Source organism: Microvirga solisilvae (assembly GCF_022808595.1).
Classification (GTDB): domain Bacteria; phylum Pseudomonadota; class Alphaproteobacteria; order Rhizobiales; family Beijerinckiaceae; genus Microvirga; species Microvirga solisilvae.
In genome coordinates this window covers 218,217-231,430 of the sequence record NZ_JAKUCN010000002.1, presented here as the reverse complement: position 1 = coordinate 231,430, position 13,214 = coordinate 218,217, and the positions used below count along the sequence as shown (strand labels likewise).

Annotated in this window: 12 protein-coding genes; 5 read left to right on the top strand and 7 right to left on the bottom strand. The window is 62.5% G+C overall.

Going from position 1 to position 13,214, the window contains the following annotated elements; genetic code table 11:
* The first annotated feature begins 44 nt into the window (after positions 1 to 44).
* On the top strand, positions 45 to 467 hold the full coding sequence (locus MJ639_RS05660; RefSeq protein ID WP_243369333.1) for an OsmC family protein: 423 nt from the start codon (positions 45 to 47) through the stop codon (positions 465 to 467).
* Positions 468 to 649: 182 nt separating this feature from the next.
* Positions 650 to 1,222: a PRC-barrel domain-containing protein gene (locus MJ639_RS05655; protein ID WP_243369332.1), complete on the top strand. Its 573-nt coding sequence runs from the start codon at positions 650 to 652 to the stop codon at positions 1,220 to 1,222.
* 57 nt (positions 1,223 to 1,279) lie between these two features.
* On the opposite strand, the gene MJ639_RS05650 is transcribed toward MJ639_RS05655, so the two are convergent.
* From MJ639_RS05650 to MJ639_RS05635, 4 genes are all read right to left on the bottom strand, one after another.
* On the bottom strand, positions 1,280 to 1,642 hold the full coding sequence (locus MJ639_RS05650; protein WP_243369331.1) for a ComEA family DNA-binding protein: 363 nt from the start codon (positions 1,640 to 1,642) through the stop codon (positions 1,280 to 1,282).
* A 219-nt stretch (positions 1,643 to 1,861) separates the two neighbouring features.
* Positions 1,862 to 2,845 carry a TRAP transporter substrate-binding protein gene (locus tag MJ639_RS05645; RefSeq protein WP_243369330.1) on the bottom strand — a complete coding sequence of 328 codons (984 nt, stop codon included), beginning with the start codon at positions 2,843 to 2,845 and terminating at the stop codon, positions 1,862 to 1,864.
* 26 nt (positions 2,846 to 2,871) lie between these two features.
* Positions 2,872 to 4,182 carry a TRAP transporter large permease gene (locus tag MJ639_RS05640; RefSeq protein WP_243369329.1) on the bottom strand — a complete coding sequence of 437 codons (1,311 nt, stop codon included), beginning with the start codon at positions 4,180 to 4,182 and terminating at the stop codon, positions 2,872 to 2,874.
* A gap of 6 nt (positions 4,183 to 4,188) precedes the next feature.
* Positions 4,189 to 4,734 (bottom strand): TRAP transporter small permease, encoded by a 546-nt coding sequence (locus MJ639_RS05635; protein WP_243369327.1) that lies wholly within the window; start codon positions 4,732 to 4,734, stop codon positions 4,189 to 4,191.
* 490 nt (positions 4,735 to 5,224) lie between these two features.
* On the opposite strand from MJ639_RS05635, the gene MJ639_RS05630 reads away from it, so the two are divergent.
* A complete protein-coding gene (locus tag MJ639_RS05630; protein WP_243369325.1) occupies positions 5,225 to 6,439 on the top strand; it encodes a putative DNA modification/repair radical SAM protein in 1,215 nt (404 codons plus the stop codon).
* Positions 6,440 to 6,569: 130 nt separating this feature from the next.
* A complete protein-coding gene (locus tag MJ639_RS05625) occupies positions 6,570 to 8,009 on the top strand; it encodes a UdgX family uracil-DNA binding protein (protein ID WP_243369321.1) in 1,440 nt (479 codons plus the stop codon).
* A 3-nt stretch (positions 8,010 to 8,012) separates the two neighbouring features.
* On the opposite strand, the gene MJ639_RS05620 is transcribed toward MJ639_RS05625, so the two are convergent.
* Entirely contained in the window at positions 8,013 to 9,254 is a 1,242-nt protein-coding gene (locus tag MJ639_RS05620) for a cation:proton antiporter (protein WP_243369317.1), read from the bottom strand.
* Between the two features lie 136 nt (positions 9,255 to 9,390).
* Between MJ639_RS05620 and MJ639_RS05615 the strand changes: the two genes are divergently transcribed.
* A complete protein-coding gene (locus MJ639_RS05615; RefSeq protein ID WP_243369315.1) occupies positions 9,391 to 11,529 on the top strand; it encodes a transglycosylase domain-containing protein in 2,139 nt (712 codons plus the stop codon).
* Here the strand turns inward: MJ639_RS05615 and MJ639_RS05610 are convergent.
* Positions 11,515 to 11,874, bottom strand: coding sequence for a hypothetical protein (locus MJ639_RS05610; protein WP_243369313.1), 360 nt, complete (start codon positions 11,872 to 11,874; stop codon positions 11,515 to 11,517). The two genes, MJ639_RS05615 and MJ639_RS05610, sit on opposite strands and share 15 nt — an antisense overlap.
* A 90-nt stretch (positions 11,875 to 11,964) precedes the next feature.
* Positions 11,965 to 13,152, bottom strand: a complete 1,188-nt coding sequence (locus MJ639_RS05605) for a multidrug effflux MFS transporter (protein ID WP_243369312.1) — start codon at positions 13,150 to 13,152, stop codon at positions 11,965 to 11,967.
* Between the last annotated feature and the right edge of the window lie 62 nt (positions 13,153 to 13,214).

The following is a 13,214-nucleotide window of genomic DNA, read 5'->3' as shown; positions in this document are numbered from 1 at the left end:
GCCCTGTCCTACATCACCCAACTCCACCTTCAAAGGAGATCACGATGAATCGCAAGGCAAGAGCCGTCTGGCAGGGCACTGGCAAGGATGGAACCGGCCACCTCACCTCCGATTCCGGGGTGCTGTCGTCCACGCCCTATTCCTTCAAGACCCGTTTCGAGAACGAGAAGGGCACGAACCCCGAAGAGCTGATCGCTGCGGCGCATGCGGGCTGCTTCACCATGGCCCTTGCCTTCCAGCTTCAGAATGCCGGCTTCACGCCGACGGAACTCGCAACCGAAGCGACGGTCTCCATCGAGCAGGATGGCGGCGGCTTCACGATTACGAAATCGGCGCTGACGCTCAACGCCAATGTGCCGGGTATCGACCGCGCGAAATTCGAGGAGCTCGCCCGCGCCGCCGAGAAGAATTGTCCGGTTTCGAAAGTGCTGAATGCGCAAATTTCGATGGACTTTACATTGGCTTGAGACAAAGCCCGATGCTCTTGACGGGAATGGCCGGGCTCGCCCGGCCATCTGCTTTTGATGATACGCAGTTACGAAGATCTGCCCTCGCTCCTGTGAAAAAGAAAGAGAGAACCAATTCTCAGCTGGTCCGTTGAGAAGGCAAGCGGTGCGCCGCGCCGCAAACTTTCTTAGGAGGAACACACATGGTTGCGAAACATCTTGCAATGGCTCTTCTCGGTTCGGCCCTGATCGCCGCCCCGGCTCTCGCCCAGACGTCCGGTTCCGGCTCGTCCACCACCACGACGAACCCCAGCGCCACGACTTCGAGCAGCTCCAGCAGCTCCATGACCCAGATGCATGCCGGCCAGTGGCGCGCTTCGAAGCTCGAAGGCCTGAACGTCTATAACCAGAACAACGAGAAGATCGGCGACATCAGCGAAATGCTGGTCGACCAGAGCGGCAAGATCCAGGCCGTGGTCGTCGGCGTCGGCGGCTTCCTCGGCATCGGCGAGCGCGACGTGGCTCTGCCGTTCGATCAGGTGAAATTCGTGATGGAACCGCGTTCCAACGCCACCGCTTCCAACACGACCACGACCGGCACGGCCGGCACCGGCAACACCGCTTCGAACACCACGACGACCACGTCGCCCAGCACCACCGGCTCCACGGCATCCAACAATGCGAACGCTGCGGACCGCATGGTTCCCGATCATGCCATGGTCAGCATGACCAAGGAACAGCTTCAGGGCATGCCCGAGTTCAAGTACACTCGCTAAGCCTTACGGCATCACTCATGAGAAAGGGGCCGGTAAGGCCCCTTTCTTTTTTATCTCTCAGGATTTCTGATGCGCAATGATGCGATCCTTGATGGCATCATATGCGCTTTGCGGAATGATCTTCTTCTCCACCAATTCATCCTTCGCCTTATAAGGCCGGCCTTTGATGATGGCCTCGGCCCTCGCCTCGCCGATCTGCGGCAGCTTGTCGAGTTCGTCCTTCGGCGCCGTGTTGATGTCGATGATTTTGCTGACCGATGATGTCGTGCCGGGCATCGGCTTGGCAGGCGCCGCGGGAGCGGCAGAGCTCATGGGCGGCTTCGCCGGCGCGCTGGTGCCAGGCGCTGTGGTTTGCGCGAAGACAGGAGAGACGATCAGGGAGCTAAGAACGGCCAAGGCACAAAGGTGAGATGTCCTCATGGGAGCCTCCTTCGGTTGGGCAATCCGGGCTTCGAAACCCAGCATTCCCAAACTACGCCTTTAACGCGAATCCATTGCTGAACGATCCATTCTTCTCACGTTCAGCTTAAGGGGAGCGACCCAAAATTCCGGTTTCTTGAGCACGCGATACGACACTCAATAAAAATCCCGGAACGGCTCGCGCCGTCCGGGATTCTGCTGATTGGTGTCGCGCCTTTTTTACATCGCGGCTTTCTTATAGCTGTCGATGATCGCTTGGCCATCGGAGCCGGCCTTCTTCAGCCAATCCTGCGTCAGCTGCTCGCCGACCTTCTGCAGGCCCGACTTCAGCTCGGCGCTCGGCGGCTGGACCTTCATGCCTTTCGAGGCCATCTGCTCCGTGTACCATTTGGTCTTTTCCTGAGCCGTCTTCCAGCCGCGCTCTTCCGCCGTCTTCGCCGCCTTCAGAACGGCCTCCTGCGTCGGCTTGTCGAGCGCGTCGAAGGCGGCTTTGTTCACGAAGGTGATGTTCTTCGGAATCCAGGCCTGCGTGTCGTAGAAGTGGGTCAGCGATTCCCATACCTTCGAATCGTAGCCGGTCGCACCCGAGGTCATGAAGGCGTTGACCACGCCGGTTGCCAACGCCTGCGGCAGGTCGGCTGCCTGCACGGTCACCGGCTGCGCGCCGACGATCTCGGCGATCCGGGCGGTGCCGACATTATAGGAGCGCCACTTCAAGCCCTTCAGATCTTCGACCGTGTTGATGTCCTTCTTGGCGAAGATACCTTGCGGCGGCCACGGAACCGCATAGAGCAGCATCAGGCCCTGACTTGCGAGCTTCTTCTCGATGGCGGGCTTCTGCACATCCCACAGCTTCTTCGACTGGTCGAAGGAGGTGGCGAGGAAAGGCACCACGTCGAGGCCGTAGATGGGATCCTCGTTCTCGTGCAGCGACATCAGCACCTCGCCGGCCTGCGCCTGGCCGGTCTGCACCGCGCGCTTGATCTCCGGCGCCTTGAAGAGCGAGGCATTGCCGTGAACCGTGATCTGCAGCTTGCCGCCGGTCGCATCCGCCACGTCCTTGGCGAAGGCGTTGAGATTCTCCGTATGGAAGTTGTCCGGCGGATAGGCGGCGGGCAGGTTCCATTTGGTCTGCGCGAAAGCGGGAGCGCTCAGGAGCATGGCTCCTGCCAGGCTCAACGAAAGGCGGGTCCAGGACTTCATGGTGGTTCTCCTCTGGTGTTTTGGTTTTATGAATCCGGGAAGGCGATTTGCGGCAGCAGCATCACGATCTCCGGAAACACCGTGATGATCGCCACCGCGACGACGAGCAGGAAGAAGAACGGCAGGGCCGCGAGCGCCACCGTGTTCGAATCCTTGCCCGACATGGTTTGAAGCACGAAGAGATTGAAGCCGACGGGCGGCGAGACCTCCGCCATCTCGACCACGAGGATGAGGAAGATGCCGAACCAGATGAGATCGAACCCCGCCGTCTTCACCATGGGAATCACCACCGCCGTGGTAAGCACGATCATCGAGATGCCGTCGAGCGCGGTGCCGAGCAGGATATACATGATCGTGAGCGCGGCGATGAGCGCATAGGGCGAGAGGTGCAAGCCATCGACCCAGGTGGCGAGCGCCTGCGGGATGCCCGTATAGGCCATCGACGTCGACATGAAGGACGCGCCCGCAAGAATCAGCATGATCATGCAGGTGATGCGCGTCGTTCCCATCACGCTCGCCCAGAACGATTCCCACGACAGCGAGCCGGACCACCAGGCGATGGCGAGAGAGCCGAGCACGCCCCAGGCCGCGCATTCCGTCGCCGTCGCCCAGCCGAGGAGCAACGTGAGGAACACGAGCAGGATGAGCAAGGCCACGGGAATGAGATTGGTCGATTCCCGCAATTTCTCGCGAAACGTCATCTTCGGCTCAGGTGGCGGAGACTTCGACGGATTGAGCATCGACCACACGGCGATGTAGCCGGAATAGAGCGCCATCACGAGAAGGCCCGGCAGAAAGCCCGCCAGAAAAATCTGGATGATCGAGACATTGGCCGCCACCGCATAGACCACCATGGTGATCGAGGGCGGAATGAGAATGCCGAGCGTGCCCGCGCCTGCAAGCGAACCGAGACTGACCGTCTCGTTGTAGCCGCGCTTTTTCAATTCCGGCAGCGCGATCTTCGCCACCGTCGCGCAAGTTGCGGCGGACGAGCCGGAAACGGAACCGAAGATGCCGCAGGCCAGCACGTTCACATGCATCAGCCTTCCGGGAAGCCAGTTGAGCCAGGGCGCGAGGCCGCGGAACATCTCCTCTGAGAGCCTTGTGCGGAACAGGATCTCGCCCATCCAGATGAAGAGCGGCAAGGCCGCCAATGTCCAGGATGCGGAATTGCCCCAGATCGTGGTGGCGAGCACCGAGCCCGCCGGGATGCCGCCGCCCACGAATTGCATGCCGACGAAGCCGCAGGCCATGAGCGCAATCGCAATCCACACGCCGCCCGCAAGAAGCACCGCAAGCAGCAGAAGCAGCAGGCCCGAAATCTCGATGAGTTCCATAGTGCCTTACACTCCGCTCTGGATCGCGCGTTCCACCACCTCTTCGGCGGTGGTGGCAGGCGGCTTCTCGTAACGCGGATCGCCGCCGCGCAGCACGTGGATGAACTCATCGACGAAAGCGATGAAGAGAATGACGAGGCCCGCCGCATAGCCGATCTGCGGAATCCAGAGCGGCACCGCCAGCACGCCCTGCGCCATGTCGTTGAAGCGATAGCTGTCATAGGTGAGCTGCACCGCATGCCATGCGAAAAAGCCCACGAAGCCGAGGCCGATCACGAGGGAAAACATCTCGAACCACCAGCGGGCTCTGCCGTGGAGCCGGTCGGTGATCAGCCCGACCCGGATCATCTCGCCGGAGCGGAAGGTATGAGCGAGGCCTAAGAAAGCCATCGCCGCCATGGACCAGGAAGCGAAATCATCGCCCGCCGGGATGTTGACGCCGATGCCGCGTCCGATGGACAGGCCCATCATCAGCAGGAAGATCACGAGGAGAAACAGGCCCGCGAGGTAGCCGGCGAAAAGGTAAAGGCCGTCGAGAAACGAGCGGATCATGCAGGGTGTTTTTCTCTCACACGTGAGGCGCGTTACGAAATTACCGCTGCGGAAGCATAGGACAAGGGTCCAGACGATTTCCAGTGCCGAAGCCTAAGGCTTTAGTGCATGTGGTTTCGGCAATTGCCTGCCTTGCAGGCTGAACGCTTCAAGTGGTCATCCCGGACGGAGCGCAGCGCAGATCCGGGATCGTGAGCAGGATATGGCGCGGGCTTCCCCTCTTCCGGGTGGGAGAGGGGAAGGGGTGAGGGAATGCCATATCCGGAAAGGGCATGCCCTCACCCGGAGCTGCGCTCCGACCTCTCCCGCACGGGAGAGGTATTCCAGCGCCCTTCTCGTCCGACGATCCCGGCTCGGCTGCGCCATCCGAGATGACGCCTTGGCCTGAGCCTCTTCCATGCGACCTCCCGCCCCGCCGTCATGCCTCGCCTTTCTTCTATCTTCATGCTAGAACAAAACACGAACAATCCAGCGGAAGGCCTTTGATTCCATGGACGAGAAGCTCAGCCGCAAGCTCCGCATCCTCGCTGACGCGGCCAAATACGATGCCTCCTGCTCCTCTTCCGGCGCAGGCGGGCGCAAGGCCGATATCGATGGCCTGGGCTCGACCACCGCGTCGGGCATCTGCCACGCCTATACGCCGGATGGGCGCTGCGTTTCCCTGCTCAAGATTCTGCTGACAAATTATTGCCTGTTCGACTGCGCCTATTGCGTGAACCGGCGCTCGTCGAATGTGAAGCGGGCGAAGTTCTCGGTCGATGAGGTGGTGACGCTCACCATCGAGTTCTACAAGCGCAACTATATCGAAGGCCTGTTCCTGTCCTCGGGCATCATCCGCTCGCCCGACTACACCATGGAGCAGATGCTGCTGGTGGCGAAGAAGCTGCGTCGCGATCACGGCTTTCACGGCTACATCCATCTGAAGACGATTCCCGAAGCGAGTCCCTGGCTCATCGAGGAAGCGGGGCTGTGGGCGGATCGCCTCTCCATCAATCTCGAATTGCCGACGGAGCGAAGCCTGGAGCGCCTCGCGCCGGAAAAGGACGGCGCTTCCATCGAAGGCGCCATGGCGCAGATGTTCGAGCGCATCGAGGAAGCACGTGAGGAGCGCCGCCATTTCTCGCCTGCAGGCCAGACGACGCAGATGATCGTGGGCGCGGACGACACGACGGACGCGGATGTGTTGCGCAAATCGGCCAAGCTCTACGGGCATTACGCCATGAAGCGTGTCTATTACTCCGCCTTCAGCCCAATCCCGGATTCGAGCGCCATCCTGCCGCTGAAATCCCCACCACTCATGCGCGAAAGCAGGCTTTATCAGGCTGATTGGCTGCTGCGCTATTACGGCTTCCAGGTCGAGGAGATCGCGGAAAGTTCCGAGCAAGGCATGCTCGATCTCGATGTCGACCCCAAGCTCGCCTGGGCGCTCAAGAACCGCCATCTCTTTCCCGTCGATGTGAACCATGCCGAGCGCGAGATGCTGCTGCGCGTGCCGGGCCTCGGTGCGCGCGCCGTCGACAAGCTCGTGACCGCGCGGCGTCACACGACGTTGCGACTGGAGGATGTGGCGCGCCTCACCTCGGGGCTCAAGCGCGCCAAGCCGTTCCTGATCGCCGCCGATTATCACCCGAAGGCGGGGCTCGACCGGCAGAATCTGCGCGAGCGCCTGATCGAGAAACCGCAGCAATTGAGCTTGTTCGCATGAGCGGTTTTCAAATCCGTCATCCCGGGGCTGCGCAGCAGAACCCGGGATCGCAAGACACGATGGCGCTTCGTTCTGCACACGATCCCGGATCTGCGCTGCGCTTCGTCCGGGATGACGAGGGGGACTTGGCATGAGCCTGCATCGCATCACCTTGAAGAACGGCGCAGATCTCGACGGTTTTCGCCGGGCCGTGCGCTGGCTCATGGCCGAGGAGCTTGCGCCGCAGCATGTGGTCTGGTCCCTCGACGAGGCGCCGAGCCTGTTCGGCGACGATGAGTTTCACGATGCGCCGCCGGTCTCGCTGCCGCGAAGCGTGGCGCGCCTCATCGAGCTTGGCGTGTGTCACAGCGATTCCGAGCGCTACGCCCTGCTCTACCAGCTCATCTGGCGCGTGCTGAACGGCGAGCGCGATCTTCTGGAGATCGCGAGCGATCCGCTCGTGCACCGCATCGACATGATGGCGCGCGCGGTCAGGCGCGACCTGCACAAGATGTATGCCTTCGTGCGCTTCCGGCGCATGCAAGGCGAGCTTGAGCGCTTCGCCGCCTGGTTCGAGCCGGACCATTTCATCCTGGAAGCTGCGGCCCCGTTCTTCATCGACCGGTTCCGCTCGCTCGACTGGACGATCCTGACACCCATTGGCTCCATGCGTTGGGATCGGCGCGACCTCACCTTCGGTCCGCCCGCGCAGCGCGAGGATGCGCCGGACGAGGACAGCTTCGAGGAGGGCTGGCGCGGCTATTACGAGAGCGTGTTCAATCCGGCGCGGGTCAATCCCAACGCCATGCGCGCCGAGATGCCCAAGAAATACTGGCGCAACCTGCCGGAAACCGCTTCCATTCCCGGTTTGATCCAAACCGCCTCCCAACGCGTTGACGCCATGATCGAACAGGAGGCGACCATGCCCTCAAAACGCACGCCCGAACGGGCCCTCGAGGCCATGTGGGATCAGGAGCCTAAGACCCTCGACGAACTCAACGCCATCATCGCGAAAGCGGGGCCGCTGGTGCCCGGCGCGACGCAGGCCGTGTTTGGCGAAGGCCCGAAACATGCGGATATCGTGTTCGTGGGCGAACAGCCGGGCGATCAGGAGGATCTGCAGGGAAAGCCCTTCGTGGGGCCTGCGGGCAAGCTTCTCGCCAAGGCCATGCAGGAAGTGGGCATCGACCGCTCCAAGGCCTATCTCACCAATGCGGTGAAGCATTTCAAATTCGAGCAGCGCGGCCATCGCCGCATCCACGCCAAACCCACAAACGGCGAAGTGAAGCATTATCGGCCCTGGCTGATGAAGGAATTGGAGCTCGTGCGACCCAAGCTCGTGGTGGCGCTCGGCGCAACGGCTCTTCTGGCGCTCACCGGCAAGTCGACGCCGATTTCCCGCTCGCGCGGCCATGCGCAGTTCGGGCCCTATCGCGGCTATATCACCGTGCATCCGAGCTATCTGCTGCGTCTGCCTGACGAGGCGACGAAGCGCGAGGCGTATGAGGCTTTTCTCGCCGACCTGCGCCGCATCCATGATCTGGCCGAAGCTGATCCCGATACGGGTGAGCTGCCGCTGGCGGCGGAATAAGCTTTAAGCCCCGAGTACGGACTTACGCCGTTGATCGAGATGGCGCATCACGGGCGTGACCGTGATGCCATGCAGCACGATGGAGACGAGGATGATGAATCCCGCAGCACTCCAGAGAAGATCCGCATTGTCGAATGCTGCGTGATTCATGGCGTAAGCCAGATAATAGAGCGAGCCGATGCCACGGATTCCGAAGAAGCTGATCGCCAGTTTCTCGCCAGGTGGTGGATCGGTGCCGATCAGGCCGATCCATCCGGCGAGAGGCCGAATGACGAAGATCGCGAGAAGACCGAAGGCAACCGCCTCCCAGCTCAAGGCGCGAAACAGCAAGCCGCCCGTCATCGCGCCGCCGAGGAGCACGAGCAGCACCATCATGAGCAGGCGCTCCAATTCCTCCGCGAAATCGTGGAGCTTCTGATGGTATTTGTCCTCCCGCTTCGTCGCGCGCAGCGCAAGAGCCGCCACGAACACCGCGAGAAATCCGTAGCCCTTCACCATCTCCGTCAGGCCATAGGCAAGGCAGGTGATGCCGAGCACCACGAAGCCCGAACCGGTGCGTGAGAGTTTGGCGCGGTTAGGCAGATGAAAGGTGAGCCAGCCGAGCGCGCGGCCCACCACATAGCCCATGGCGATACCGGCGCCGATCTTCCAGAGCATCGCGTAGGCGAACCATTCGGTTATCGTCGTCAGCGTCACCTCATGGGTGAAGGCGATGGCGAGCAGGACGAAGGGAAAGGCGAGGCCGTCATTGAGGCCTGCCTCCGAGGTCAGCGTGAAGCGCACCTCGTCCTCCTCTCCGCCGCCGGGCGGTCCCACCTGCACATCGCTGGCGAGCACCGGATCGGTGGGCGCGAGCGCCGCCGCGAGCAGGAGGGCGGCGGCAAGGCTCAAGCCCAGCATGCTGGAGCCGAGCCAGGCGAGGCCCAGAATGGTCAGGGGCATGGAAATGCCGAGAAGCCGCCAGGTCAGCCGCCACCTGTCCCAGCCGAAGGGCCGGTCGATCTTCAGGCCTGCGCCCATGAGGGAGATGATCACGACGAATTCGCTTGCCCGCTCCACGAGGGAGAGTTCCTCGATGGGATGAGGAATGACGCCCGGAAGGTCCGGAATGGCGAAGATGAGAGCGCCCAGGCCCACGCAGAAGATCGGCAGGGAGAGGGGCAATTCCTTGAGAACCATGGGCAGCCACGCCGTGAGGAGAACCACGGCCCCGAAACCGGCCAGCACGACGATATAGGCGCTCATAAGGTTGCGAACGCTGTGCAGGCTTGGCAGTTCCAGTGTTATGAGGGCTTAACCGCCCCTTAAACCGCCACAATTAGGGTGCTCCAGAACATCAAAGGCCGGAAGCACCGGCAGGCAATGCGGGGTTTCAAGAATCGTGGCGAACGGACGTGGCCGGCGGGAGCCGGTTTTCGATGCGCCCGCTGCGGAAGCGGGGGAGATGGATTTCACCCTCTCGCCCGAGGACCGGGCAGGGGGATCCATGGCAAGGCGGCGCGCTTCCAGGCAGGATGACGACGACAGGCCGCCCCGCCGTCCGTCGCGCTCCAAGAAGAAATCCAAGCGCAAGGGTCGCTCGTTCCTGGGCAAGCTCGTCTATGCGGGCGTGGTGCTGGGCCTCTGGGGCATCATCGCGGTCGGCGGCATCGTCGCCTATTACGCCTCGCAGCTGCCGCCCATCGACCAGCTCACCGTCCCCAAGCGCCCGCCGAACATCGCCATCATGGCCAATGACGGCTCGCTGATCACCAATCGCGGCGAGACCGGCGGACGCACGGTCACCTTGAAGGAATTGCCGCCCTATCTGCCGAAGGCCTTCGTGGCCATCGAGGACAGGCGCTTCTACGACCATTTCGGCATCGACCCACAGGGCATTGCCCGTGCCGTCTATCGCAATCTCAGCCGCTCCGGCGGCCTGCAGGGCGGCTCGACGCTGACGCAGCAGCTCGCCAAGAACCTCTTCCTCACGCAGGAGCGCACGGCTTCGCGTAAGATCCAGGAAGCGATCCTCGCGCTCTGGCTCGAACGCAACTACTCGAAGGACCAGATCCTCGAGCTCTATCTCAACCGCGTCTATTTCGGCGCGGGCGCCTACGGCATCGAGGCTGCCTCCCAGCGCTATTACGGCAAGTCCGCGCGCCATGTGTCGCTCTCGGAAGCTGCCGTCCTTGCGGGCCTCGTGCAATCGCCCTCGCGTCTTGCGCCCAACCGCAATCCGAAGGCCGCGCAGGCGCGCGCCGAACTCGTGATCGCGGCGATGAAAGAGCTCAACTTCATCACGCCGGACATGACGAAGACGGCCCTCGGCCAGCCCGCCGATGCGGTCAAGCCGAACGGCGCGGGATCCGCCAATTACGCCGCCGATTACGTGATGGATGTGCTCGACGATTTCGTCGGCAATATCGACACGGACGTGGCGGTGTTCACCACCATCGACCCGATGATGCAGGCTGCCGCCGAGCGTGCGCTCGTGGACGAGCTCAACGCCAAGGGCCAGAAGTTCAACGTGAGCCAGGGCGCCTTCGTCGCCATGAAGCCGGATGGCGGCGTGCAGGCTCTGGTCGGCGGCCGCAATTACGAGACGAGCCAGTTCAACCGCGCGACTGCGGCGCGCCGTCAGCCCGGCTCGTCCTTCAAGCCCTTCGTGTATCTCACCGCCGTGGAGCGGGGCTACACGCCCGACATGGTTCTCGAGGATGGCCCCGTGAACTACAAGGGCTGGGCGCCGCACAATTACGACCGCAAGTATCGCGGACCGATCGCGATGCGCGATGCGCTGGCGCTGTCGCTCAACACCATCGCCGTCAAGCTCAACATGGAAGTCGGGCCGAAGGCCGTGGCGCAGACGGCGCAGAGGCTCGGCATCACCTCGCCGCTTCAGGCCAACGGTTCGCTCGCGCTCGGCACCTCGGAAGTGACGCCGCTCGAACTCGTGAGCGCTTATGCTCCCTTCGCCAATGGCGGCATCGGCGTGACGCCTTACGTGATCTCCGAGGTGAAGACGCTCGACGGCAAAATCATCTACAAGCGTCCGGCGAATGCGGGCGGCCTCGGCCGCGTCATCGACCCGAGCGTGGTCGCGATGATGAACGACATGATGCACAACACCTTCGTCATCGGCACCGCGCAGAAGGCGCAGGTTCCGGGCTGGCCCATGGCGGGCAAGACCGGCACCACCGACGATTACAAGGATGCGTGGTTCGTGGGCTTCACGGGCAATCTCGTGGCCGGCGTCTGGCTCGGTAACGATGACGGTGAGCTGACGAAGCGTGTCACCGGCGGCAACCTGCCGACGGAAGTCTGGCACAACTTCATGAAGGTCGCGCTGAAGGACAAGCAGCCCGTCGGCCTGCCCGGCGGAGAACGCTTCCGTGACGACGTGCCGGTGGCCGGTGCGGGCGGTGATCCGCGCTATGCCAATGCGGGCAATGGCGGCGATGCCTGGGCTCCGCCGCAGCCGCAGCGCCGCGCCAGCTCCCGCGAGAAGAACTTCTTCGAGAAGCTATTCGGCCTTTGACCAGAGAGCGTCCTCCTTCTCAGGATGGATCAACTCTCTGGTTTGAATATCGAGAGCGGTCAGATCGAGAGACGTGCAGAGCGCCTGCACGTCCGCGCGCGTGATATAAGCGAGAAAGAATGTCAGCGGGTTCCCTTTTGAGAACCGCAGCTCGCCGTCATACGCGACCGGATCGAGCCAACCGTAGCCCTTCGAGTCGATCTGCGCATCGGGATAGGCCTGACGCAGAAGCCTCAGGATCGCATCGTTCGACACGAAAGGAACGATGCTGCTCTCATTGATCTCGTCGTGATGCGAAAGCCGGTGCGTCGGCCGGAAGATAAGGTACTCATAGGACATGTGCATGGGGTCGATCTTTTGGAATGACGATCGACCTAGCATTGCACCATCGATTGAGGATGTGCCGCCGGGCACTGGACGTTTTGTAAGAGGCGCCTAGTTCTTTCGCGTTTGGCCTGTCGCGGCGAACACGATCAGCGCCGACAGGCCGGTCGCCGCAATGGCCATGGGCAAGGGCAGCGCGGAGCCGCCGAGATTCTGGCCCAGCACGATTCCGAGAATGGCGGCAAACGTCATCTGGCAGATGCCGAGCAAGGACGAGGCCGCGCCCGCGCGATCCGGAAACGGCATCAGCGCCGAGGCCATGGCCTGCGGCATGGTCAGCCCCACGCCCATCGCGTAGATCGCCATCGGCCCGGTGATGGCGAAGGAGGACGGCACGCCGGAAACGACGAGCGCGAGCATCAGCGCGCCGCCGATGGCAAGGCTGATCACGCCGATGCGGATCGTGCCGTCGAGGCCGCGTTTTCCAACAAGCCGCTGCGCCAGGAACGTGCCGCCGATATAGCCGACGACCATGAAGGCGAAGGAGAAGGCATAAGACAATTCGTCGAGTTGATAGACACCCTGCAGCACGAAGGACGAGCCCGAGATGAAGGCAAACAACCCGCCATAGGCGAGCATGGAAAAGCTCACATAGGTGCGATAGCCCGGATGCCGCAGAAGCGATCCGAAGCCTTTCAGGATCGAGGCGAAGGAAATCGGGTTTGCGGATTTCGCGCGGATGCTCTCGGGCAGCCGCAAGAAAACGGTTGCGGCGAGAGCGATGCCGCAGAGAAGCATCACGCCGAAGGTGACGCGCCATTCGTAGAACTGCGCGATGAGTCCGCCGAAGACCGGCGCGACGGCGGGAACGACGCCCATGATCGAGCCCATGCGCGACAATTCCTTACCGGCGCGCGGGCCCTCATAAAAGTCGCGCACGATGGCGCGCCCGAGCACGATGGGGCCTGACGCGCCAAGCGCCTGCAGGAAGCGTGCCCCAATCAGCACCTCGATAGTGGGTGCAAGCGCGCAGATAAGGCTGGCGAAGGTGAAGAGCCCAAGTCCGAAGAGCAGCACCGGCTTGCGTCCGACTTTGTCGGAAATCGGCCCGTAGAAGAATTGTCCCGCCGCGAAGCCGAAGAGGAAAGCCGAGAGGGTGAGCTGCGCCTGCCCCGTCGTCGCCTGCAACCCCGCCGCGATGGCCGGCAGCGAGGGTAGATACATGTCGGTCGAAAGCGGCCCGAGCGCAGTGAGCAGCGCGAGGACGACGGTGAGAGCGAGCGTGTCGGGCTTGAGCATGGAGCGGCTCGGAAGATGGCGGATGACAGGCTGGCACTAAGCGTAAAAGCCGTGCCTGTCAT